27 protein-coding genes and 1 pseudogene are annotated in these 24,387 nt (G+C 38.0%); 5 read left to right on the plus strand and 23 right to left on the minus strand.

The window, feature by feature from the left end; all coding sequences use genetic code 11:
* Window positions 1-44: 44 nt before the first annotated feature.
* From atpH to MWU56_RS10980, 10 genes are all read right to left on the minus strand, one after another.
* On the minus strand, window positions 45-584 hold the full coding sequence (gene atpH / locus MWU56_RS10935) for an ATP synthase F1 subunit delta (RefSeq protein WP_247044489.1): 540 nt from the start codon (window positions 582-584) through the stop codon (window positions 45-47).
* Between the two features lie 6 nt (window positions 585-590).
* On the minus strand, window positions 591-1,091 hold the full coding sequence (locus MWU56_RS10940; RefSeq protein WP_247044490.1) for a F0F1 ATP synthase subunit B: 501 nt from the start codon (window positions 1,089-1,091) through the stop codon (window positions 591-593).
* Window positions 1,092-1,187: 96 nt separating this feature from the next.
* Window positions 1,188-1,379, minus strand: coding sequence for an ATP synthase F0 subunit C (gene atpE / locus MWU56_RS10945; RefSeq protein ID WP_053970734.1), 192 nt, complete (start codon window positions 1,377-1,379; stop codon window positions 1,188-1,190).
* A gap of 31 nt (window positions 1,380-1,410) precedes the next feature.
* Window positions 1,411-2,547, minus strand: a complete 1,137-nt coding sequence (gene atpB, locus MWU56_RS10950; protein ID WP_247044491.1) for a F0F1 ATP synthase subunit A — start codon at window positions 2,545-2,547, stop codon at window positions 1,411-1,413.
* Between the two features lie 115 nt (window positions 2,548-2,662).
* Entirely contained in the window at window positions 2,663-3,055 is a 393-nt protein-coding gene (locus MWU56_RS10955) for a DUF6168 family protein (protein ID WP_247044493.1), read from the minus strand.
* Complete coding sequence (locus MWU56_RS10960; RefSeq protein WP_247044494.1) at window positions 3,052-3,282, minus strand: AtpZ/AtpI family protein; 231 nt, start codon at window positions 3,280-3,282, stop codon at window positions 3,052-3,054. Before MWU56_RS10960 ends, MWU56_RS10955 begins: the two co-directional genes overlap by 4 nt.
* Window positions 3,260-3,679, minus strand: coding sequence for a polymer-forming cytoskeletal protein (locus MWU56_RS10965; RefSeq protein ID WP_247044496.1), 420 nt, complete (start codon window positions 3,677-3,679; stop codon window positions 3,260-3,262). The genes MWU56_RS10960 and MWU56_RS10965 overlap by 23 nt, the downstream gene beginning before the upstream one ends.
* 20 nt (window positions 3,680-3,699) lie before the next feature.
* A complete protein-coding gene (locus MWU56_RS10970; protein WP_247044498.1) occupies window positions 3,700-6,231 on the minus strand; it encodes a hypothetical protein in 2,532 nt (843 codons plus the stop codon).
* Window positions 6,232-6,332: 101 nt separating this feature from the next.
* Window positions 6,333-7,028 carry an ABC transporter ATP-binding protein gene (locus MWU56_RS10975; protein WP_247044499.1) on the minus strand — a complete coding sequence of 232 codons (696 nt, stop codon included), beginning with the start codon at window positions 7,026-7,028 and terminating at the stop codon, window positions 6,333-6,335.
* A 21-nt stretch (window positions 7,029-7,049) separates the two neighbouring features.
* Window positions 7,050-8,519, minus strand: coding sequence for a DUF5687 family protein (locus MWU56_RS10980; protein ID WP_247044500.1), 1,470 nt, complete (start codon window positions 8,517-8,519; stop codon window positions 7,050-7,052).
* Window positions 8,520-8,637: 118 nt separating this feature from the next.
* Between MWU56_RS10980 and MWU56_RS10985 the strand changes: the two genes are divergently transcribed.
* Window positions 8,638-9,684 carry a ferredoxin--NADP reductase gene (locus MWU56_RS10985; RefSeq protein ID WP_247044502.1) on the plus strand — a complete coding sequence of 349 codons (1,047 nt, stop codon included), beginning with the start codon at window positions 8,638-8,640 and terminating at the stop codon, window positions 9,682-9,684.
* A 12-nt stretch (window positions 9,685-9,696) separates the two neighbouring features.
* Here the strand turns inward: MWU56_RS10985 and MWU56_RS10990 are convergent, their stop codons facing one another.
* A complete protein-coding gene (locus MWU56_RS10990; RefSeq protein ID WP_247044504.1) occupies window positions 9,697-10,470 on the minus strand; it encodes a patatin-like phospholipase family protein in 774 nt (257 codons plus the stop codon).
* 249 nt (window positions 10,471-10,719) lie between these two features.
* Between MWU56_RS10990 and MWU56_RS10995 the strand changes: the two genes are divergently transcribed.
* Both MWU56_RS10995 and arsS read left to right on the plus strand, forming a co-directional pair.
* Window positions 10,720-11,055 (plus strand): arsenosugar biosynthesis-associated peroxidase-like protein, encoded by a 336-nt coding sequence (locus MWU56_RS10995; protein WP_247044506.1) that lies wholly within the window; start codon window positions 10,720-10,722, stop codon window positions 11,053-11,055.
* A gap of 15 nt (window positions 11,056-11,070) precedes the next feature.
* Window positions 11,071-12,159, plus strand: coding sequence for an arsenosugar biosynthesis radical SAM (seleno)protein ArsS (gene arsS / locus MWU56_RS11000; protein WP_247044508.1), 1,089 nt, complete (start codon window positions 11,071-11,073; stop codon window positions 12,157-12,159).
* Window positions 12,160-12,236: 77 nt separating this feature from the next.
* Here the strand turns inward: arsS and MWU56_RS11005 are convergent, their stop codons facing one another.
* From MWU56_RS11005 to MWU56_RS11020, 4 genes are all read right to left on the minus strand, one after another.
* Window positions 12,237-13,253 carry an SPFH domain-containing protein gene (locus MWU56_RS11005; RefSeq protein ID WP_247044510.1) on the minus strand — a complete coding sequence of 339 codons (1,017 nt, stop codon included), beginning with the start codon at window positions 13,251-13,253 and terminating at the stop codon, window positions 12,237-12,239.
* 88 nt (window positions 13,254-13,341) lie between these two features.
* The gene (locus MWU56_RS11010) at window positions 13,342-14,442 is read right to left on the minus strand and encodes a DUF6620 family protein (RefSeq protein WP_247044512.1); all 1,101 of its coding nucleotides are present in this window, start codon (window positions 14,440-14,442) and stop codon (window positions 13,342-13,344) included.
* Between the two features lie 33 nt (window positions 14,443-14,475).
* Entirely contained in the window at window positions 14,476-15,243 is a 768-nt protein-coding gene (locus MWU56_RS11015; protein WP_247044513.1) for a hypothetical protein, read from the minus strand.
* 39 nt (window positions 15,244-15,282) lie between these two features.
* Window positions 15,283-15,513 (minus strand): hypothetical protein, encoded by a 231-nt coding sequence (locus MWU56_RS11020; RefSeq protein ID WP_247044514.1) that lies wholly within the window; start codon window positions 15,511-15,513, stop codon window positions 15,283-15,285.
* Between the two features lie 196 nt (window positions 15,514-15,709).
* On the opposite strand from MWU56_RS11020, the pseudogene MWU56_RS16675 reads away from it, so the two are divergent.
* A pseudogene (locus MWU56_RS16675) lies at window positions 15,710-15,893 on the plus strand (radical SAM protein); the annotation flags it as partial.
* Here the strand turns inward: MWU56_RS16675 and MWU56_RS11025 are convergent.
* The 3 genes from MWU56_RS11025 to MWU56_RS11035 are packed head-to-tail and all read right to left on the minus strand — an operon-like array spanning window position 15,890 to window position 18,500.
* Window positions 15,890-16,939 carry a glycosyltransferase family 9 protein gene (locus MWU56_RS11025; protein ID WP_247044515.1) on the minus strand — a complete coding sequence of 350 codons (1,050 nt, stop codon included), beginning with the start codon at window positions 16,937-16,939 and terminating at the stop codon, window positions 15,890-15,892. The pseudogene MWU56_RS16675 and the gene MWU56_RS11025 sit on opposite strands and share 4 nt — an antisense overlap.
* Complete coding sequence (locus MWU56_RS11030; RefSeq protein ID WP_247044516.1) at window positions 16,923-17,528, minus strand: DUF4254 domain-containing protein; 606 nt, start codon at window positions 17,526-17,528, stop codon at window positions 16,923-16,925. Before MWU56_RS11030 ends, MWU56_RS11025 begins: the two co-directional genes overlap by 17 nt.
* A gap of 42 nt (window positions 17,529-17,570) precedes the next feature.
* Window positions 17,571-18,500, minus strand: a complete 930-nt coding sequence (locus tag MWU56_RS11035; protein WP_247044517.1) for a DUF6427 family protein — start codon at window positions 18,498-18,500, stop codon at window positions 17,571-17,573.
* 39 nt (window positions 18,501-18,539) lie between these two features.
* Here MWU56_RS11035 and MWU56_RS11040 point away from each other — a divergent pair, with 39 nt between their 5' ends.
* On the plus strand, window positions 18,540-18,761 hold the full coding sequence (locus MWU56_RS11040; RefSeq protein WP_247044518.1) for a DUF6341 family protein: 222 nt from the start codon (window positions 18,540-18,542) through the stop codon (window positions 18,759-18,761).
* On the opposite strand, the gene purD is transcribed toward MWU56_RS11040, so the two are convergent.
* From purD to gmd, 5 genes are read right to left on the minus strand one after another with little or no spacing between them, the layout of a single operon-like run.
* A complete protein-coding gene (gene purD, locus MWU56_RS11045; RefSeq protein ID WP_247044520.1) occupies window positions 18,756-20,027 on the minus strand; it encodes a phosphoribosylamine--glycine ligase in 1,272 nt (423 codons plus the stop codon). The two genes, MWU56_RS11040 and purD, sit on opposite strands and share 6 nt — an antisense overlap.
* A 42-nt stretch (window positions 20,028-20,069) precedes the next feature.
* A complete protein-coding gene (locus MWU56_RS11050) occupies window positions 20,070-21,047 on the minus strand; it encodes a UDP-glucuronic acid decarboxylase family protein (protein ID WP_247044522.1) in 978 nt (325 codons plus the stop codon).
* 5 nt (window positions 21,048-21,052) lie between these two features.
* Window positions 21,053-22,405 carry an undecaprenyl-phosphate glucose phosphotransferase gene (locus tag MWU56_RS11055; protein ID WP_247044524.1) on the minus strand — a complete coding sequence of 451 codons (1,353 nt, stop codon included), beginning with the start codon at window positions 22,403-22,405 and terminating at the stop codon, window positions 21,053-21,055.
* A gap of 57 nt (window positions 22,406-22,462) precedes the next feature.
* Window positions 22,463-23,359, minus strand: a complete 897-nt coding sequence (locus tag MWU56_RS11060; protein ID WP_247044525.1) for a GDP-mannose 4,6-dehydratase — start codon at window positions 23,357-23,359, stop codon at window positions 22,463-22,465.
* Entirely contained in the window at window positions 23,343-24,377 is a 1,035-nt protein-coding gene (gmd, locus tag MWU56_RS11065) for a GDP-mannose 4,6-dehydratase (RefSeq protein WP_247044526.1), read from the minus strand. Before gmd ends, MWU56_RS11060 begins: the two co-directional genes overlap by 17 nt.
* Between the last annotated feature and the right edge of the window lie 10 nt (window positions 24,378-24,387).

The raw sequence follows: 24,387 nt of genomic DNA on the forward strand, positions 1-24,387 counted from the left end.
TATAAGATGTAGACGTAAGGTGTTGGACACCTCTTGTCCTTTATTTATAGACTATTTGTAAATTCTCTTTTTAATCCGTTCAATTTATTTGCGATACTCGCATCATATTGAGTGTCTCCTACCCTTAACACAAATCCTCCGATAATACTCTCATCGATTTTATTTTCTAGGGTAATTGAATTGCCCGTTGCCGTGGTAACGGTATCCAAAATTTTCTTTTCCAACTCTGCCGTCAATGGAACTGCGGTTGTCACATAAGCAACTTCCTCACCCTTCATTTTTTTGTAAAGGATGATGTATTTATAAGCCACTTCCTGTAACATTGCAATCCTTTTGTTGCCGATCAAAGTTTGTAACAATCCTTTGGTGATTTCGTTGGCACCTTTAAAGATTTCCAACAAACTATTTTTCTTCACCTCCGATTTTATGATGGGGCTTTCCAGAAGGTTCTGGAGCTCCACGTTTTCAGAAATGGTTACAGCAATCTCCTGCATGTCCTTTTCAACGGCTTCTGCCGCCTTCTTTTCAACTGCGAAATCCAAGGTTGCTTTTGCGTAGCGTATGGCTGCCCTGTTTTGGTTCATGGTTTGTTAGTTCAGTTTAATATCACCCAACATATCCTCAACCAACTTTTGTTGTTTGCCTTTATCGGACAATTCTTCTTTGATCACTTTCTCAGCAATTTCCACGGATAGGTTTGCTACCTGCGCCTTGATATCGGCAACAGCTGCTTTCTTTTCACTTTCTATGGCTGCTTGAGCTTGTTTGATCATTTTATCACCTTCTACCTGTGCTTGTTCTTTAGCCTCAGAGATAATGCTCTCCTTAATTTCTCTAGCCTCTTTTAATAACGAGTCTCTTTCAACTCGCGCTTCTTTCAAAAGCTTTTCACTGTCTGCAGTAACATTCTGCATTTCTTTTTTTGCAGCTTCTGCAGCTTCAAGAGCACCTTTAATCCCTTCTTCTCTCTGCTCTACTGCACCAAGAATTGGTTTCCATGCATATTTCCTCAACAAAAATAAAAGGGCCACAAAAAGCAGCAATTGCCAGAAAAACAACCCAAAGGAAAACTGTTCTATTAATTTTTCCATTTATATTATACTATTAAGTTCTTTAAAAATATATCATTAAAATTAATGAAGGGCCATAGCCAACCGCTATGGCCTTCACTAATACTGTTACGGTTATTACGCTGCAAAAAGAGCGGCGAAACCGATACCTTCAATAAGGGCTGCTGCAATCAACATTGCTGTTTGAATCTTACCAGAAGCTTCAGGTTGACGAGCAATGGCTTCCATTGCCTGTCCACCGATTCTACCGATACCCAATCCTGCTCCGATTACAATCAAACCAGCACCTACGATGTTTGGAATTGTCATGATATATGAATTTAAATATTAAACGTTCTACTTAATGATCTTCTTCTACCGCCATACCAAAATATAATGCGGACAACATGGTAAAAATATATGCCTGTAATGCGGCCACCAGCAATTCCAATAATGCAAGTGCAAAAGCCAACAAAAAGGACAATGGACTTCCTATCCAGTTCTTAAATATGAACATAAGTCCTATAATACTCATTAAAACTACGTGACCCGCAGTAATGTTGGCATACAAACGAATCATCAACGAAAATGGTTTAATGAACGTTCCCAACAATTCAATGGGCGCTAAAATAATTTTCATAGGAACTGGTACACCGGGCATCCAAAAGATATGCTTCCAGTAATTCTTGTTTCCTGTAAAGGTTGTAATTAGGTAAGTAATCATTGCCAATGCAAAAGTAACAGCAATGTTATTGGTTACGTTGACCCCAAGTGGCGTTAATCCCAATAGGTTTATAATCCACACAAAAAAGAAAACGGTAAGCAAATAGCTCATATATTTCTTGTATTTGTGCTCGCCAATATTGGGTATGGCAATCTCGTCCCGAACGAAAAGCACCAATGGCTCTAAAAATCTTCCCACACCTCTCGGCATCGTGCTTTTTTGATACCTTTTAGCCATGGAACGGAACACCAAAAACATTAAAAGCGATACGGCTATAATAAAAACAACGTTTTTGGTAATGGAAAAATCCAAAGGTTTTTCGTTCGATGGATGAGCATCCTCGACAACCAGGTTCTCGCCAAAAGCATCTTCAGTATGCGTTTCTTTAGCGTGGTCAACGTCATAATTGATGGTTCCGTTAGAATCTGTTTTGTAAATTTTATTATGGTACAAAGTGTAGTAAACACCGTCAACTTCTGCAACGCCTTCTCCATGCTTTAATTTAGAAGAGGAAAAAACCTTAAGTCCGTTATCCCATAATATTACTGGAAGAGGAAACCCTATATATTTGTGATTCCCATCTTCTGTTGTATAAGAATATAGATTAAAATCATGCGAATCCAGAAGGTGGTGATCTATATATTCCTTAATCTGGGTCTTTAAATCGTGTGCGCCCGCTTCAACATCTTCTCCCTCATGGTTTTGGGCCGATAAAACTCCCGCAATCAAAAAAATTACGGCTACTAATTTTTTACTAAAAAAAGAATTTCGCATATGATCCAAATATGGGTCCTCAAAAATTGGTGCAAAAATACATCCCCCATTCAAAAGAAAAAAGCTTTTTTCAGTATTATTTTTCCCTTTGCTTTTTTTTAATGGTTTTGGCTATTTAGCTCTCATTATTAAGCAATTTCACCAAAAAGAATGTTTCTAGGATAAGTGCAAATCCGTAGGGAACAAAAAATGCAAGAAACTCTAAACGCTCCAATGCTCCATCTTCATTATATCCTCGATATAGAAAAATGAAGAAAAGTGTAAATTTTAATAAGCTCCCGCCCAAAAAAAAGAATCCGAGCAAATCCCTGTATTTATTTCTGAAAATATAAATGGTAAAAAAAACGATCAAGGCCATAATAACATTGAGCGTATAACTCTTTGTCAATTGAAGGGAAGAAAGATCGTGCCCATTGTTTTCTAAAAACCTTGTTTGGAGAAAGTATAGAAGAATCAATCCCACAAAAAGGAAAGAAGTAAAAAGAACCGGAAAAAACCTGATTTTCAATCGTTGATCTTTTTTAATTGTTGAATCACCAAATATATGGAAATAGCAACGGCTAAAATTGTACAGATCGGTAAGAACACCTTATTGGTGTCAAAATGGGTGTCGAGCCATTTTCCACCCCACACTCCTAAATAAATAACAATGCCCATTTGAATGGCGGAACCAGACAAACGGGCGGCTGTATTAATCGTCTTTTTATATTTTTTACGAGGCTTTTGCTGGCTCATTTTTCTTTGTAGACGGCATTTTTGGCGCAGATGTTACTCCTTTGCCCATGGTACAGGCAGCATTAAAGGTAGCTCCGGGTTCTACTGCCAACTTAGCCACGCTCACGGTGCCCTCTATAGTGGCTGAAGATTTAAGAGAAAGCAAATCCTTTACCATAAGTTCTCCATTAAACCTGCCCTCGATATCAGCATTTACGCATTCCACTTTTCCATTGATATAGCCATCTTTTCCAATGACTACTTTACCGGATGTGGTTACATTTCCCTCCAATTTACCATCTATTCTAAAATCGGCTTCGGAGGTAATATCACCCTTTATCTTTGTGTTCTTTTCTATTCTATTTGGTTGTCCGCCAAATTCATTCATGGGTCGGGGTTTTTTGTTGTCAGAAAACATGGTGTTCTAGGATTTTGGGGTTAAAATTGTGCTTTGTATGATTCTATGTTCTTATGTACCTGTATTATTTTGTAATTGTCTGATAAAATTACAAAATTCTCATCTTTAATAAGGTAGTCCCTGTTGTTTTTTATAAGCTCCGCAAAGCCAAGGGCAAAGTCTTTGGAACGGAAACCGTGGACCACAATAAACTCGTCTTCTAAATTATAGATGTCTTTAGATACAATATTGCCATATCGCAGTTCTTCGATCACATCTTCCAAACGCTGTTTTAGTTTTACGGCTTTTTCATCATTTTTGATTTTAAAATGAAAAACCACTTTCCAATTTCCAGCTCCTGTCGAACCTGTTTCCGGTGAGAATTCCTTATTCTCCAATTTGGGAAGCTGTTCTTCTACCATTTGTTCTGCTTTCTTGCCTTCGGGATTGTTAGGGTAGGTAAGCGCCACATAGTTGAGCGCTTCCTTAAAGGGTTCAAATCCCTGCAGGCGGCCGATTGCATTGGCCTTCAACATTTCAAACTTGGGTACGATGGGGTCGCCGGTAAATTTGTTGATATAGTCCTCAGATTGGGTTATTACTCTCAAAAAATGTTGTTGTCGGTATTCTTTGAACAAGGCTGCGTATCTGGCATCGGGGCTATCGGTATTACCATCGAGAACGGCCTGAGGGTTCAGCAAAATTTCGGCATATCGAGTATTCGCATGGTTTGTAACAATGTCTTGTTTCATGCTACTGGCCAAGGGACTCCCCGTTTCCTCATAAATTTTGTAGAGGTTATATTTTGAAGGTAAAATCAATCGTTCTTCTGGGTTCGAAGATAGTACCCGTTCCAATTTCGCTGCCGCCAATAAATTGTCCTTGAATTTTTCTTTATAAATCAGCCCCAACTGATAATTGGCAAAGTTGCGTTCGTTTTTTAAGCTATCTATTTCAGTAATTCTGGTAGGTACTTGTTCCAGATAATAGTCCGCAGAATACTTTTGATCCTCGGTCACGCTTTCCTCTGCACTTACAATTTCCTCGCCCGTAGCTTCAGAAAAAGAGACATTGGCTTTATTGCTCCAGCGCCAATCATCTTCTAATGTTCTATTGCCCCAACGGGTTTTAAAATCATTTCTGCCATAGCCCAAACTTGTGATGTTATAAAAATAAAACTTTCCTTGGTTCTCTTTTCCGCCGCTACTATTGGCAAAAGTGGCAAAGCCAGCTGTGGTTCGTTCCAGTTCTTTTTCTGCAGCGGCTGCTTCCTTTCGCTTCAATTCCGCAATATGCTCCTCGAAATACTCCCTTCGTTCCTCTAGAGGCATTTGGTACAATGTAATCACGCTATCGGCATGGTGTACAATATCCTCGTATTTGATAACGTCCTCAAGATTGTCCAACTTCTTTTTAATATCACGGTGCTTTCTTGTGTTTTCGTTGAGATTGGTCAAGGTACTGTCATAATATGCCCCCGCTATTCTGTATTCATCTTCATCAAAAAAATGATCGGCCAAGCTTTGGTAGTTAAGTGCGTTCAATTTACGTTCTCCCAAAGTTGCCTGCAATGACTTATTGTAGTAGACCAATGCTAAACTATCGGATTCGTAAGCCATATGAAATTGGGCCACTTGCCGATAAATTTTATCCAAAAATGGCCGGTTCTCTCTATTTTCTTCCAAATCGGTGAGGTATTCCAACATTTCTTCCCGGTTGGCTTCGGTAAGTTCGGTGTTCTGGGTTTTTTTCAGATGTGCGTTGATCATATACACCCTTGGCGATTTACGGTTAAGGGCTATTACCTTTTCATAGGCAATATTGGCACTATCCTTATGCCCCAATTGATCATACAACTGTCCGATTATAAAAAGATATCTTCCTTTTTCGGGGTTTTTTTTGGTATAAGCGTGGGAAATTTTCAGTTTTTGTATAGCTGTATCGGGTGCATTCAGGTTAATGTAACATTGCGCTAAAACGGCATTGGCATCTGCATATTCCTGATCTTTCAGCTTTTCATATTTGAACAAACGCTTCAAGTTTTTAATGGCCACTTCGGGATTGTCCAATCGCATGTTGGTTTTTTCACGCCAAATGGTAGCTTCGTTCAACTTGTCGCTCTCTACATATTTTCTTAGGATATAGTTGAAAGATTCCAAAGCGGGTATATAGCGCTGATCAAAATAACGAGATTTTCCTAGCAATAGGAACCCTTCATCTGTTTGAGGATTGCGCTCCTCATCTTTGATGTCCATACTGTGCTTTTGAATGGCTTTCGTGGCCTTTTCTTCTGCAATGATGAAATTGGGATTGTTGTCCTCGGAATCCAATTTTATCTCATCGGTGACCTTGAGTCGCTCCACGGGCAGTATTTCCCAATAATCGTCACGATAGTTGGCATTGATCTCTTCCAAACCTTTTTGAAATGCGAGATTACCATTGTACAAGGTGTTGTACTTGGTATTGAGTGCGTGCCAATTTCGGTTTATAAATTTATCCTTTTGGGTGGAACATGCATTAAATACAAGCCCTCCCAAAATTATGGCACCTAAAAATGTGTGTTGAAGCTTCAAAATTATCGATAATCTTGTGTAACCATAAACTCAAAAAAAAGCAGATTATTATAAGGCTTATCGATAAAATACAAGAATTTTTACGGATCAATTTTCAAATATCAACCTGCAAAGAAAGCTTCCAGTTCTTTCATAGTCTCTGTTGATGTATGAAGGTCCTTCACAATTTCTCCTTTGTTAAGTACCACTATGCGTTCACAGACTTCTGTAACGTGAATCAAATCATGACTGGAAACCAAGACAGTAACCTCTTCTTTTGCTGCTAAATCCTTAATAATTCCTTTTAATCGGATTTGGGTGGTCGGATCTAAATTGGCAAAGGGCTCGTCCAAAATCACCACTTCGGGGTTACCTATAAAACTGGCCACAATGCCCACCTTCTTTTGGTTTCCTTTGGAAAGATCTCGCAGGTATTTTTTTTGTCCCAATATCTCTCCATGAAAGAAATCATCAAATTGGGACAATAAACCATCTACATCTCCTTTGTTCCTACCGCGCAGTTCTCCGATAAAGTAGAAGTATTCTTCCGCTGTTAGATAGCCTATCAAGAAGGACTCGTCAATAAAAGCGGAGGTAAAAGGTTTCCATGCTTCACTCTGGTCTACTTGCACCCCATTGTTTATTATGTGTCCGGATGTAGGTTGTATCAAATCCAATAACAGACTGAAAAGGGTGGTTTTACCGGCCCCATTATTCCCCACCAAACCAAAACTCTGTCCTTTCGGAATTTCCAAATGTTCTATGTTTAAAACGGTTTGCCCTGCGTAGGTTTTGGTTAAATTATGAACTGTAATCATGTATTTTATGTTAATGGTTGATTATTTCTGTTTGTATGCTAGTAATGTTTTGTACTTCTCTTTTTTATAGATGCCCTCGATCATGGTAAACACCCTTTCCTTGAAAATAAATCCTAGCAATCCAAAAACAGCTACAAAAATGTACCCGGCAACGGGGCCAATCAAAAAATGACCGACGGCATAAATTATAATGGGCAATACCAATTTGGGCAAAGTGAGCAAAAGTGTTTTGGCGTTAAAGGCTTGTTTGTCGCCAAACGCCTTTTTATTGGAGGTAAGCTCAATTGGGGTTTTCACATACGCTCCTCCCCAAAGCACCAAATAACTATTAATGCCAATATTGTAAATTCCACCAACCAATACAGCTGCATAGGCCTCCCATCCAAAATAGAGGTAAAAAGTGGCCAAAATGGTAGAAATAATGGTAGCAATGATCACCAAATACCATTTGGATGACAAATATTCCCGGTATTTAATGTTCTGGCTCATCATGAGCGGATAGTAGCTACTGTCCCAACTGGGCACATACTGTCCAAAACTGAACATGAATCCTCCTGTAACAAAGATTCCTGCAAATATTTTCCAAAATGGGCCGTCGTACACCTCTATAGCACTAGTAAAAAAAAGAAGCCCATAAAAAATAAAGAAAAAGCCCATAAGCACTGCAGTCCGTGATCTTTTATTTCGTTTGATGAGTTTGATATCGTTCTTTAAAAAGGTTCCAAGGTTACCAAAGCGATCCAACCATTCCATATTCTCCATTTTGGCCTCGGTCTGTTTTTTCGCTAAGCCACCATCGAGATACATATGTTTTTTAAAGTATGTGAAAGCACCGTAGTACAATCCTACCAATACCAGCCAAGGGATGGTGGCCGTCCAAGGAATATCGTAGAAAAAATCGAAAATGGGTTGTGTATACAGGGTGATATCGAACCACTGATAATATTGTGAAGCTCCGGCGAACAGAAACAAAACCACAAATACATAAAAAACTGAATTCTTGTTGTTTACCATAACATTCAAAAAGTTGTTACAGTAAATAAGGGCCATAAAGGCCAAATGCCACCCAATTACTTGGATGGGCGAGTAACCCTGGGTGAGCAGTACAATGCTGAACGGTATAAAGAAAAATGCATGGGAAAGGTTAAAGAACGAGATTACAGTTTTACCTAAAGAAAAATTGACCACCTTGGTTTTATCAATAGGTAAATACAGCAAGGGTTTAATGTTGGTCACTGGCATTTTTTGCAGCATATACCTAAAAACAAGGTCGAAAGCCAGGTAATACACCATAAACCTATTGACCACACGCAAAGGGTCGCCAATATCCATTTTTTCTATAATAAAATAGGCACCGACACCCATTCCCAAGAAAACTGCTATAAAATAAAGTGCTCCCAGGGCCATCAATATTTTAAACCAGATCTCTGTTTTAAAGCTGGCAGACCTGAAAAATGACTTCCATTGGAGTCCAATAAAATATTTGAGCATGGCTGGTTTTTTTTAGTAAGTATCTAATTTATTGGATTTGTTACATACAGGCACGCTTTTTCTTAAAATTGCTGTGCAAAAGATGTGTAATGCTTAATTTTGTATCAAAATTCTTTACATGAGCGATTTCCATGCTTTAACTATAGCTGCGGTGGATAAATTGACCCCAAATGCCGTAGCACTTACTTTTGACATTCCAGAAAATCTTAAAGATGCCTTTTCCTTTAAGGCTGGGCAGTACATCACCATAAAACACCAACTGAACGGAAAGGAGCTACGTAGGGCCTATTCCATTTCTTCTCCTCCATCTTCCGGAAAACTAACCGTGGGTATTAAGAAAATGGAGGGCGGCACATTTTCAGTGTATGCCAACGAGAGTTTAAAGGCGGGAGACACTTTAGAGGTGATGCCTCCTGAAGGTCGTTTTGTCTTTGAGGCAACCACACCACAAAAAATTGCTGCATTTGCAGCTGGAAGTGGGATTACTCCGATAATGAGTATTGCCCAAAGTGTTTTGCAAAGCAATCCAGAAAGTACATTTGTATTGGTTTTTGGCAACCAGTCTCCTGAAGAAACCATGTATTTTAAGGAGATTCAGGCTATTAAAGAACAATATGGCGAACGCTTTTTTGTACAGTATGTGTACAGTAGATCCACCGTAGATGAAGCTTTGTTTGGTAGGATTGAAAGATCATCGGTAAATTTTGTCTTAAAAAATAAGTTCAAGGAAACGGAATTCGATGGATTCTATCTGTGTGGCCCTGCAGATATGATCCATCAGGTATCGGACACCCTAAAAGAGAACGGTATTGGTGAAGATAAAATTCATTTCGAGCTTTTTACCAGCCAGGATACAGAAGACGAGCTTGCAGAAGAATTGGAGGGAAAAACCCAAGTTACCGTTATCTTGGATGACGAGACCTTTACTTTTGTAATGGATAAAAAGGAAATAGTGCTCGATGCTGTTTTAAAACAGGACATTGACGCTCCCTATTCTTGCCAAGGTGGGGTTTGCAGTAGCTGTATTGCACGCCTTACCGAAGGAAAGGCCGAAATGGTAAAGAACCAGATTCTTACCGACGGGGAAATTGAAGAAGGTTTTATACTGACGTGTCAATCACATCCACTCACACAAGAAATTACAGTGGATTACGATGATGTTTAGCTCGGGAACCAACTAGGTCTGGGACAATAGTTTTTCCAGAGCCCTACTTGCGTGTTCATATCCAATGTTAAATGCTTTTTCGATACCCTTTTTGTCCAACACCGCTATTTTGCCCAATCCATGGGGTTCAATAACAAGGTCGCACTGGTGCAATTTTTCGTCGTTGGACGCATGGATCATCAAACTAGTGACCCTCCCTGTTAGCTGAAAAGAATTACGAAGGTCTTTCTTTTCTAATGGTACAGTTACGGATACGTTGCTTCCGATGATAAACTCGGTTTTATCATCCACATACTTCTTTGGGAAATTGTTCATGATTCCTCCGTCTGCATAAAGGATACCATCTATATCCACCGGACTGAATACAGGGGGAAGCGCCGCTGAGGCCAATAAAGGTTTTATAAGCTCTCCCTTATTAAAAACAGTTTCCGTACCATTCAGTAAATCTGTAGCTACAATGTATAATGGCCTGCCCAAGCTTTCAAAAGAATTGGTCGGGAAAAAATTCTTGAAAATATTGGTGTACCGCTCCGTATCGATAAAACCAGGTTTGTTAATGGTGAAAAAGCTATACTGGAACAAGGGGGTTTCCTTAAAAAAGGAAAGCATATCTTCTGCCGAATTTCCATTGGCGTAAAGTGCACCGACCAATGCTCCAATACTTGTTCCTGATATAATGTTGGCTTCAATGCTGTATTCTCTCATTGCTTTAATGAGTCCAATATGTGCCATTCCCCGTATACCCCCACCGGAAAGAACAAGACCTATGGATTTATTTTCTAGCATTTTCTGATTCTATTTTCACAAGAGCAAAAATAACCTATTGATACATTTCTTTTCTCATATTTTTGAATACTATCACCATTTTACGTACTTCATCACATTAGGTAATTCTCTCATTATCAAAACCAAGTAAATTCTTTATAGATGATTATAGTGATTATCCTGATAAATTGTAATCTTTTATGTAGACTTGCGACGAAAGTATATAATGATATTTGTTGTATGTTTAAGTAAAACATTAAATTAGAAAACATGGCCAAATCATATTACGACCCAGCTGACTTGAGAAAGTTTGGTAAGATTACCGAGTGGAGCGAAGAACTGGGCAACAAGTTTTTTGACTATTATGGAAAAGTTTTTGAAGAGGGAGCATTGAGCGCCCGAGAAAAATCTTTGATTGCCTTGGCCGTAGCACATGTAGTTAAATGTCCATATTGTATTGATGCCTACACCAAAGATGGACTACAACGTGGAATCACCAAAGAAGAAATGATGGAGGCCGTACACGCTGGAGCAGCTATAGAAAGCGGAGCTACCCTCGTACATGGTGTACAGATGATGAACAAGTACGATAAACTTTCGATGTAACCCTATATTTGATTAATGGCACAAAGCATACTCACGGACATAAAAAAAGCGGCAAAGAAATCCTTAAAAGCACAAAAAGACGTACTTGCCAATACCCAAATGCAATTGGAAATACTGAACGGAGAACTTTTTGCGGATGGAGAACTCCCCTATTTTAAGGATATAATTGCGGAAACCGGTCAATTTCCGTTACGTCCCAAAAAGTTAGAGGTACTACAAATAAATGTGGGGTACATGTGCAATCAAGTATGTGGTCATTGTCATGTGGACGCGGGACCGGACCGAAAGGAAATTATGACAAGGGAAACCATGCAACAATGTTTGGATGTAATACGAAAAACGGGCGCCCACACTCTTGATCTTACAGGCGGTGCTCCAGAAATGAATCCTGATTTTCGTTGGTTTGTTGAGGAAGCTTCCAAAGCGGGCATCAAGGATTTTATAGTTCGTTCCAATCTCACTATTATTTTAGCAAACAAAAAGTACCACGATTTGCCAGAATTTTTTAAAAGGCACAATGTACACGTGGTATCATCCATGCCGCACTACACCCGAGGAAAAACGGACAAACAACGTGGTGATGGTGTTTTTGACAAATCGATAAAAGCCCTGCAAATGCTCAATGAAGTTGGGTACGGAATTCCCGGCAGCGATTTAAGGTTGGATTTGGTATACAATCCATCGGGAGCATTTTTGCCTTCCGACCAAGTGGCTATGGAGCATGATTTTAAAAAAGCATTGAAAGAAGATTTTAATATTGACTTCCACAACCTTTTTGCGATTACCAATCTACCCATTTCACGGTTTTTGGACTACCTTATCGCCTCAGATAATTATGAAGATTATATGTACTCTTTGGTGGAAGCCTATAACCCCACTGCAGTAAAAAGTGTGATGTGCACCAACACCATTTCCATAAGCTGGGACGGTTGGTTGTACGATTGTGATTTTAATCAAATGTTGGATTTGAAAGTGGCGAGCAAGGTAAAACACATTAAGGACTATAATGATGAGGTTTTGAACAACCGAGACATTATCATTTCGCAGCATTGCTACGGATGTACAGCAGGAGCGGGAAGTAGTTGCCAGGGAGCCGTGGCTTGATTAAACAACTAAAGAAGAGCCTTTACTATGTTCCATTGACCAAATAAAATTGCAACTTTGGTATCCTGGATCAAAAACTACATTTTGTCCAATACTTGCTGTTTTTTACTACTGTATTCATTTTCAGAAATCAATTCCTTCTCAAACATTTCCTTTAACATTTTTAGTTTGGTCATTGAATCGTCAGAAGCTGGCTGATATTGAGTCTGTTGCTGCATCGGACTCCCTATATTCTGCCCCATCATATTTCCAACTTGCATTCCAGCACCCAAACCTGCTCCAATTCCAGCAACTCCTCCTTCATTCTTAGCAGCATCTCGAAGGGCCTTTAGCTGCTCAACTTGAGCGTAGTCCAGACCCGCCAGTTTGGCGGCCTGAACCTCTGCATTCATATCGGCTATTTTACCAATACGTTTTTGAGTATCCTCATCAAAAGAATTGCCCTCGATTCTAAAATCCAATAAATCAAACCCTAATTCAACAAAAATGCTTTTTGTTTCTTCTTTGGAATATCTAGCTATTTCATTTAATTGACTATCAATGTCCGCATAAGAAAACTTGGCCTTGGCCAAATAATCCATAATAGGCTGAACAATTCTAGAAACAAAAATCTCCTGTATTTGATCTAATGTAAATGTGTTTTCTCCGGCTACTATGTTTTTAAAAAAGCTTTTGGCATCGGTGATTTTTATAGAGTAGTTTCCAAATGCCCTTAATCCTACCGGAAAGGTATAGATAGGATCATTGTATTTGATTGGTGAACGAGTCCCCCATCTCATATTTACGATATCTGCCCTTCTATAAAACCATAAGCCTGTCTTATGTTCACTCTCGCTGCTTTTGTATAGGGTAATAAATTTTTTAATCGTGGTAAAAAAAGGGGTGTTGTCGGTCTTTAAATTATATAATCCCTCTTCCTCCAATACCCCTTCAATTTTTCCCTCATACACAAACAAACATCCTTGACCTGGACCGATTATTAATTTAGAAGCATTTTTTAGTTCATCGCCACTTTCTCTAAACTTGAAAAAAATGTCGTTTGGGTTGGGATTTTCCCACTGTACTACCGACTTTAATTGATTCTGAAATGCCATAATTAAGGTGTGTTTATTTGTTTGCTTTCTTTTTAAAGAGGAAAGAAAACATCCTATGCTATTTTCGATTTTATTCTATATAAAAAGATTAAAAGTCTATATCCTCTCCGGCTTTTTTAGTGTTGGCAGCGAATTCAGCATCATATTTCTGTGTTAATTCGGCCATTTTCATGACCAAAGATATATCTGTAGTCATTTTAACTGCCCAATGAGCTCCAATAGCTCCCCAATCAGCAGGGGACAGGCCATATTCTTCCAAAATGGTATTGGCAGCTATTCCTTGTGAAAAGGCCACATTTTGATGTGATTGAATCTTTATATAAAGTTCAAAATCATCTTTTACTTTTTGCATAGCACCAGAATCAACACCCTGGGCACTTTCACTCCCTTTTGTGGTTTCGATGGAAGCAAATTTTCCAATATTGGGATTTACAAAAGCGTCTGCATATACTTGAGAAATTGCATAAGTGGTATCCTGTGACATTCTGGCGGTCCAGTCTGCAGAGACCTTATCCCATATTGGTTTTTCCACTCCCACAACTTTTAACACCTGTTCCAAATCAGCTCCATTGGCAATTTTGGCATTGACAGCTGCCCAAGTTTCGATATCTACTCCTTCTATTGGGTCTAATAATCCTCCTGTTTTAGCTGCTTCCACATTGGCATTCTTCTGGTGCTCCATGTTTGTGGAAAGATCCTTTAACGTTTTGTTTGTCTTATAGATCTCTTGTTGGGACAACTGTGTTTTTTTGTTATACAGATAATGCCAATAATCAAAATGCTTTGCATCAATAAATTCATATTCTTGCAGTTTTTGATAGAATACATCAGCATTACTTGTTTGTAATTCCTTCATTTTTTCAAGTGTCTTTTTAATATCAGACTGAAGTTCACACTCTAATTTCTCTGGTAGTTTTAATTTAAGCAGATACCCATACCTTTCAAGTCCATTACGAAATTGGTTAAGGTCTACCCAACTTACTGCATGCATTGACATATCAATATCTGGTTTAAAAGGCCATACATCATGTTTTTCATTCGGGTCTAAATCAGGGAAGCTCATATCAGCACATGGCCATTTAGTAGGATCATAGCTTTCCCAATCCATTTCTTTATCGATTTTGTTAATATAGGTAATGTCTTTACCCATTCCTTTGTGATTTTCGTACAAACTATTGTTGTCGCTCATAATTTTAAATTTTTAGTTTTTATTTAATTAACTTCAAAAAGTTGTTTTTTGGATAAACTCCAACTTTGCTTCAATATCTTTTTCATATCGTTTCTCATACTCTGGGATAATTTCAATTCTTTTATTGAGGAATTTTTCTATATAGGAACGGTATGCCTTTAACACATCTTTCCTAGTGGCATTATTTTCCGTTCTCAGTTTTTGTATCTTGACGTACTGAAAATATTCATTCAAGGCTGCTTCTTCTCCAAGTGCATTTAGCGCAAAATGCTCCACCATTCTGGCGATAGATCCAGGCTCAAACGTATTTGTCGTTGTACAGAATTCACAGATTTGATAGTAGGATCTAAAAAAATTGTCCTTAACGTTTAATTTGGCGTTGCACTGTGTGCATAAAAAATCTTTAGAGAGTTCTTCTTTCGCTTTTTGAACTAATTTTTTAGCCGCATTAGCATAGGTTCTTACTTCGTAAGATTTAAGTTCATTTTCCAGTCTTTCCTGCGTTTCATATAGTTTGTCACGTTCAATCCCTATTTTTTTAGAAAAACCCTCCGAATTATCATCTTCATTTTCAAAAGCTTGTTCAACTTTATCGTCCCAAGAATTCTCGATCTTGTTTATCAAGTTTTTTGCTTGCATTGATATGCCATTCCAAGCATTGATGAATGAACCGGTCTCAAAATTCTGATAATCCAATAATGTTGGTAAGACTTCCTCAGCCTTTTTCAAGGTGTTATGAAAACGGTCTTCAATTTTATCAAGGAATCCGTCCCACCTTTGTTGCACACTTTCAAATGACATCTATTAATAATTGCTTATACAATATGCTTTGATTGGGGTTTACTGATTCATATGATAAAATTCATAGCCACAATAATCACAATATTTTAAATTGGTATCTTTTGGTCTTGCAGCACCACAATTCTTACATATTTTGGTTTCAAGCCCTGCACTGGTCTGCACATTGTTTTGATTAGATTCAATGGCATTTGTCAATATTCCATTCAATAAATCCTTCTTAGAGGATACATTTTCATTATTGCCAGTTTTATTGTCCTTTGAGTTATTCATTAATATGGCTATTGTTTACTTAAATCGAATTTCTCATATTTAATATTAAGAAATGGTGTGTAATTTATGGATTGCCCATATTATTTGATGAATGCCTGTTTTTGATTGACAATTGAAACTTTTACCTATTGAATGCCCTATTACAATTCATTTCAATAACCTCATTGTTCTTTTTAAGTTATTTAATCCCTTGGGTAATAATGAAGAAACTTTACCCCAATTGATAAAAGTCTATAATCCAGTGTAGTAACTATTATTGTACATACCAACACGATTGCCATAGATTGGGCTGGTTGTACGATTGTGATATTATCATTTCGCAGCATTGCTACGGATGTTCAGCAGGAGCGGGAAGTAGTTGCCAGGGAGCCGTTATCTAAATCTCCAAAAGCCCCAATAACTTATTCAAAACTTCTTGTTGCTTAATGGTTTTCATAGCATCTTCATAGCCATCCGGAACTTTGTTGCCATACACGGAGGTAGGAATTAATGGATAAGCTTCACGATTGGCCAAAAGTGCATTTTCCAATGATTGACCAAACGGATAAAAACCAGCATAGGGGTGGGTAACTCCCCAAAGGGTTACCACAGGAATACCATAGTTTGTTGCCATATGAGCGTTGCCACTATCCATGGACAACATCACATCTAAGTTGGAAATGAGTTGCAGTTCTTCAGAAAGATTAAGTTTACCGGCCATGCACAACGCATTTTCATAAGTGTCCGCAAGCTTTTCCAGTACTTCCACTTCCTTTGCTCCACCACCGAACAATAGTATTTTATACTTTTCGGTATGGTTTAGGGTTTTAATTATCTCCTCTGTGGATTCCAACGGATACATTTTACCCACGTGAGCAGCAAATGGCGCAATCCCCACCCATTTTTTGGTGTCTTGCTGTACCAACCCGAGCACTTTCTCAGAAAGTTGGACTCGTTCCAAGGGTTTGGCATTGGATAAATTTATTGGAAAACCGAGCTTTCGAAAAACATCAGCGTACCGTTCATGTGTACTCTTTAATTGCTGGAAGACTTTGTTTTTAGAACGGGTTAGGGCTTTTTTCTCCTGCCGGCCTTTATCAATTTGTACAAACGGCACTCCCTCTAATCCAAAATATTTTTTGAGTATGCGACTTCTTAATACATTATGTAAATCTGCAACGGCATCAAATTTTAGGGGTTTAAGTTCTTTATATAATCGCCACAGCCCCATAAGTCCTTTGTGCTGTTTTTTTACATCGGCTTCTTTTACCTCTACGTTCTCCAACCCATCAAAAATGGGTTTGAAATGTTTTTTAGTGAGTATGGTAAGCCTTACCTGTGGATATTGTTGGGTAAGTGTACGAATAACGGGAATGGTCATGGCCACATCACCCATAGCCGATAACCTGATCAATAAAATATGGGTCTGTTTACCCTTTTTGTCCACGAAGTACTGGGTTTAGTTCGTCGTCGTTGTACATTTTCATCTGCTTGTAGACTTTCATGTACTTCTCACCAGCCTCAATATCGGCCAATAGCTGATCAATGGCTGTGGAAAGGTCTTTTTTCTGCTCCAAGAGTACCGCGAGTTTTTCACTACATTTTTGAATATGTTCTGGAGAGGCATCCTTACGGTTCACCTCTTCTTGCATATGATATATTTTTAAGGCCAAAATAGAAAGTCGGTCAATGGCCCATGCCGGGCTCTCGGTATTTATAGTGGCACTGTCCATTACTTGTACCGATTGGTATTTGTTTAAAAAATAACCGTCGATAAACTCCACCAAATCCGTTCGATCTTGATTACTGGCATCTATTTTGCGTTTAAGATCTAACGCGACCACAGGTTCAATATCTGGATCACGGATAATATCTTCATAATGCCATTGCACTGTATCTATCCAGTTTTTTCTATAGAGCAAATGCTCAATTTTATCCTTTGAATAAGGGTTCGAGAATTCTTGGTGCACATCATCCTTAAGGTGATAGGTGTCTATACTTTCTTGAAAAATCTTATATGCAAAATCGCTGAACATAGCTCAAATAAATTTATTCAAAGATATTGCTTTATGATATACTTACTTCAGGTGGAAGGCAAAAAGGCTTAAGGCAACCAACAAAGAAAGTATCAAAATCATTTCCTGAAGTTTTCTTTTTCTGATGCTTTCAAAATAGTTGGTGAAAAAAATAGATGCTGGGAAAAATGTGAGCAATACCGGAGAATCGTCTACTGGATTGAATAAAATCAAAACAATTCCCAACATAAAAACAAGAAATACAATTCGAAGCAAGAGCAGTTTGCCTCCACTTACATTTCGTAATCGAATAAAAACGGCAATGGAAACAATGATTGTCAAAATAAGATACACCAGGGTCTTTATGTTCAGCACCTGAAAAAATGATTTCGTAGTGAAAAGTCCCAATGAAAACTGATAATGATTTTCAAAATAATCCAAGGAACCTTGTAATGTAAGTACAGTGAAGGTTAAAATAAAAATTGCCATCATTCCCAAAAATGGAACCAACCAGTTCTTAAATGTCTTGCGGTCGTAGGCCCCTATGACAAAAAAAACAAGTAGCATAAATACCAAGGCCCAATCGTAGAACAAACTTGCAATAGAGATCAATAAAGAGGCATCAAAAATTTTATGCTTTACATTTCTTATAGATTTGATGGACAATATTCTCCAAAATGCCAGAAGCAAGAAAAAGTTGGAAAAAATCACGTTTTGAACAATAAGTTCGTCAGAAAATGCCACGATCAATAGCACAAAAAAAACCATGGCATAGGAATTAAACTCTGTTGCCTTTTCAGTCTTTATAATTAAGTTGATGATGAACATCGCCAATAATAAAGCGACAAACAGTAAGATTTCCAAAGGAATAAACTCATTCAATCTTTGCCCTCTCAGCTGAAAAATGACATTGGCGAAGTAAAAAAGAAACAAAAAGATTGCAAGAACAATATAATTTATGGGTTTTGTTTTACCGAAAAAGCTTGAAATCATACTATCTTTTGCTACTTTTGTAGAGTAAATATAACCAACATGAGCAAGTTTTTTTACGGTATAGATGACTTATTTGTTAACTACCTTTTCGCACCATTGGATTTTTTCCGTTTTACGCACAGCTGGTGGGGTGCCAATACCATTAACTGGATATTCATGATTATAGGTGCTATAGCCATGGTATATTGGATGGGGCAGTTAAAAATTTTCAACGATAGCGGTGAAGAGAACAAAAGCAGTACTTCTCACTCTTATTTATAGATCGAATCCTAAATCCTTTCGGTAATACATTCCATCAAAATGGAGCTTTTCCATATTTTGATAGGATTTCTGTAGTGCCTCTTTATAGCCTTTACCAAAGGAGGTAATTGCTATTACACGTCCTCCATTGGTTACCACTTTGCCATTGGACTCCTTGGTTCCTGCATGAAACACAATGGAATCTTCAATATTTTCGGTTCCTGTGATTTCCTTGTCTTTTTCGTAGGCTTCTGGATAACCTCCCGACACTGCCATGACCGTTGTTGCAGTTCTTTCGTCGATATGGAGATCCACTTGATCCAAAGTTCCATCTGCCATTGCCGATAATACTTCTACAAGATCGTTTTTAAGCCGCGGTATCACCACTTCGGTCTCGGGATCACCCATTCTAACATTATACTCGATTACTTTGGGTTCTTCCCCAACTTTTATCAAACCAATAAAGATAAAACCAACATAGGGCAAATCGTCCTTTTTAAGCCCTTCTACAGTAGGCTTTACAATTTGGCGCTCAATCTTGTCCATAAAAACCTTATCGGCAAAAGGGACTGGTGAAATTGCGCCCATTCCGCCCGTGTTGAGGCCTGTATCTCCTTCGCCTATCCGTTTGTAATCTTTAGCCGTTGGAAGTATTTTATAATTGGTACCGTCAGTAAGTACAAAACAACTCAATTCTATACCATCCAAAAATTCCTCAATTACCACAGTGGCACTTGCACTACCAAACTTAGAATCCAGTAACATGGATTTTAATTCATCCTTGGCTTCTTGAATATCCTGAAGAATCAATACGCCCTTGCCTGCTGCCAAACCGTCGGCCTTGAGCACGTAGGGTGGTTTTAGGGTTTCCAAAAAGGCATAACCTTCTTCCAAGGTTTTATCTGTAAAACTTTGATATGCTGCCGTTGGAATATTATGTCGCATCATAAACTCTTTGGCAAATTCCTTGCTCCCCTCGAGTTCGGCTGCCGCTTTTTGAGGTCCTATAACCGCAACGGGTTTTAATTCTGTATCATTCAAGAAAAAATCGTGAATTCCATTTACCAAGGGATCTTCGGGTCCAACAACAACTAAATCAATGTTTTCTTTTAACACTAATGTTTTGATGGCTTCAAAATCGTTTACCCCTACCTCAACATTTGTGGCTATTTCAGATGTCCCGGCATTTCCAGGTGCTACAAATAGTTTAGATGTTTTTGGGCTTTGGGAAATTTTTAGGGAAATGGCGTGTTCGCGTCCGCCAGAACCTAGGACCAAGATGTTCATGTTTCAACGTTTTGGCAAAAATACGTTTTGACGGGAACTTGTCTAGCTATTTGATGAAAAATCTCTGTGCACTGCCCACAACTGATCGGGAGATAGTGATTTAAAGTATTCATATACTTTTTTGAGTCCTTCGGAGCGATGCACTTTGGGTTCCCAGTCCAAAATATTCTTGGCTCTAGAAATATCGGGCTGACGTTGCATGGGGTCGTCCTGTGGTAAGGGTTTAAAAATAATCTTTTGGTCCGTCCCCGTTAGATTGATGATTTCTTGGGCAAATTCCAAAATAGTAGTTTCATCCGGATTCCCAATATTAATGGGCTCCACATAATCACTCATCAACAAGCGGTAGATACCTTCGACTTGATCATCAATATATGTAAAGGATCTTGATTGTGAACCATCTCCAAAAACGGTCAAATCTTCTCCTCTCAGTGCCTGCCCCATAAAAGCGGGAACTACTCGACCATCATTCAATCGCATACGTGATCCGTAGGTGTTGAATATCCTAACGATTCGAGTATCCAGGCCATGGTGTCTATGGTAGGCCATGGTTATTGATTCCATAAATCGTTTAGCCTCGTCATATACTCCTCTAGGGCCTATTGGGCTCACATTGCCAAAATAGTCTTCGCTTTGCGGATGTACCAAGGGGTCTCCATATACCTCTGAAGTCGATGCTACAAGGATACGTGCTCCATGATCTCTGGCCAACCCCAACAGGTTTAACGTGCCCAAGGAACCCACTTTTAGTGTTTCGATGGGGATTTTTAAATAATCAATTGGGCTTGCAGGTGAGGCAAAGTGAAGGATGTAATCCATTTTACCTGGAACATGGACAAATTTGGTGACATCGTGATGGAAGAAATCAAACCTTTTTAGGTGAAACAAATGTTCAATGTTCCTAATATCTCCCGTGATTAGGTTATCCATACCAATTACATGATGCCCTTCTGCTATAAACCGATCACAAAGGTGTGAGCCTAAAAATCCTGCTGCTCCGGTAATGAGTGTTTTTTTCATATAACCTAATAGGCTTTAGCCTCTCCTTTTAATGCATTAAGAATTGTTTGCAACATAATCTTTAGGTCAAGAAACATAGACCAGTTCTCAATATAAAAAATATCGAACTTAATCCGGTTTTGAATATCGGCCTCCTGTTCAATTTCACCGCGATATCCCCTTACTTGTGCCAATCCTGTAATGCCTGGTTTAACAAAGTGGCGAACCATATATTTGTCTACACTGGAAGCATACTCGTTGGTATGCTTAACCATGTGTGGGCGAGGTCCTACTACGGACATCGTTCCAAAGAGCACGTTGTAGAATTGTGGAAGTTCATCTATACTTGTCTTTCGAATAAACCTCCCTATTTTGGTAATGCGCATATCATTTTTTGTGGCTTGTATATCATCAGCTTTGTGATTCGGCGCCATAGATCGAAACTTATAACAGTAAAATTCCCGATTATCTATTCCATTTCTTGTTTGTCTAAAAAATACTGGACCTTTAGATTCAAGCGTGATTAACAAGGCTAACAGCGGTGTTAACCATGAGAGCAGACCGATAATTACAAAAAGAGAAAAAATAATATCAAAACTTCTTTTTATAAATGCATTTATAGGGTTATCCAAAGGGATGTCCCTTAATGAAAGAACCGGAATATAATCGTAATACTCAAATTTTAATTTTTTGGCAAAGATGTTTTTATTGTCCGGTATAAATTTAAGAGTCTTTAAGTTGTTATCTGCGAAACTGATGAATTTAGCTATTTCTTCGTTTTTAAGTTCTGATATGGAACAATAAATTTCATCGACTTTATTGTCATGAATATAGCTGAAACAACCTCGAATATCAAAGTCGTGGGATTTTGGAGAAAATTGTTTTTTAAAATTATACCCGAACTCCACTCTTTCATTAAAAACCTGCCGAAGTTGATCGGTTTTCTTGTTTTTTCCAATAATCACTACATTCCTTATGTTTCCCTTTACTCTTTCCCGATACCTCATCAAAAGAAAATAGCTTAAGAACTTTAAGGTTGAAATAATTATAAAAGTAATAACAAAATATTCAGCCAAAGCAAGTCTACTTATGACAGGTTGTTTAAAGAATCCTATAAACGCATAAAGTGTTAAAAAGAAAAAAACAAATTGTACAAATATAAGCCTTATGACATATGTTACTTTGGAGAATCTGTAAATGGTATAAAACTCATTTTTTGTTGAAATTATGATCCATGTGAGTGAGATATAAACATGCATCAATACGGGTGTTTGAAAATTTATTGGTAAAATGTAAAGAAACATGTTCAAAACTACCAAATCAAGAGAATATGATATGGGGGTTATTAAATTTGAATACCTGTGCTGCTTAAAAAACATAATAGCCAAAAGTTTACAACGTCTGTTCTCTCTGAGAGTATAAAAATAGGCCTTCTTTTAACCAAGATACATTTCAGCCAGAGTATCCTTTAACGAAAAAATAGAATCAGTTTCTCCAATTATAGTATATAATTTTACTGAAGAACCCTTTAGCTCTTTTATTTCATTTTTCCTTACAAAATTGTTGTCAACTTCCACATTCAATTGGTGGGAAGATAAATCTGTCATTATTGATAAAACGTCATTTATCGAATATGTTTTTCCACTTGCTATATTAACTACGTTGGATTTAAAGTCACTATTTAACAATTTTCGATAGCAATCAGCTAAAAATCTTACATCATTATACTCCCTATATGTATTAAGGTTTCCGAGATGTATTACACTTTTCTTCTCCTTGAAGTGCTTAATTATTTTAGGTATTACAAAACGTTCTTCTTGTCCAATACCCGTATAATTGAATGGTCGTGCAACTATAATATTCAGCTTATCAAAATAATTAGCCGCCATATTCTCCATGGCCAATTTACTGTTTCCATAATGATTGACAGGTTTTGGGCACATTTCTTCTGATAGAACATTTCCTATGTTTCCATAAACCGCAGCGCTGCTAACAACAATGATTTTTTTAATGTTCCTCCCCAATTTAAGCAACCCGTCTAAAAGATTGAGTGTTCCTTGAACATTGGTGGCATATATTTTTGGGATATCCTTTGTCGCCACAAAGGAAACCGCTGCAAGGTGTATAACGTAGTCCGGCCCAACCCTTGTAACAACCTCTGTCAACTCGTTAAAATCTAAAATATCACATTTGAAATGATTTTCTTGCGCCGGCTCTGAGAAGGTTGTCCCATAAACCTGAAAACCGTTTTCGACCAATATAGATTCTAAATGTTTTCCTGTAAACCCTGTAATGCCCGTTATTAAAACCGTTTTATTAATAGGACTTTCCATTCTTGTTTTTTTCGATGTCTGATTTCACCATCATTTCACATAACTCTTCCAATGAAGTTTTGGCTTCCCATCCTAAAATATCTTTAGCTTTCTTGGGATCTCCAATCAATAGATCAACCTCAGCAGGCCGGTAAAATTTTGGATTAACTTTAACCAGCGTTTTTCCTGTAAGCCGATTCAAGCCTATTTCATTTTCCTCTTTCCCCTGCCATTCCATATCGATATTTATAGCCTTAAATGCCATTTCTACGAAGTCTCTGACCGTTTCCGTTCTACCTGTTGCCAACACAAACACATCTGGATTTGCAGCTTGCAATATTTTATACATTCCTTCCACATAGTCTTTGGCATAGCCCCAATCTCTTTTGGCATCTAGGTTACCCAGTTCAATAACATCCAACATCCCCAAAGATATTTTTGCTACAGAATCCGTAATTTTTCTTGTGACAAATTCCTTTCCTCTTAAAGGCGACTCATGGTTGAACAGTATGCCGCTAGAAGCAAATAAGTCGTAGGATTCTTGATAATTTAATGTGGCCCAGTGTGCAAATACTTTCGCAACTCCATATGGACTTCTAGGATGGAAAGGTGTTTCCTCGGACTGAGGAATTGCTCTAACTTTTCCAAACATTTCGGAGGTAGAAGCTTGATAAAACTTAATTTTTGGGTTAATGGTCCGGATTGCCTCAAGTAAATTCATCGCCCCAACACCTGTAATTTGAGCAGTAGCTATTGGTTGTGAAAATGATACACCTACAAAACTCTGTGCGGCTAAATTATATATTTCATCAGGTTGAATTTCAGAAATTATCCTAAAAGCACTTGACAAATCCACCAAATCATATTCCAATAAGTGAAGATTGGAGTGGTTTTCAATACCAAGGTCCTCTATCCTCCAAAAGTTTGTTGAGCTAGTCCTCCTATATGTGCCATAAACCTCATAATTTTTATCTAACAAAAGTTGAGCCAAATAAGCAGCATCTTGACCTGTAATTCCAGTTATAATTGCTTTTTTCATTCTATCTAAA

This window comes from Allomuricauda sp. F6463D, from assembly GCF_023015965.1.
Lineage (GTDB): Bacteria > Bacteroidota > Bacteroidia > Flavobacteriales > Flavobacteriaceae > Flagellimonas.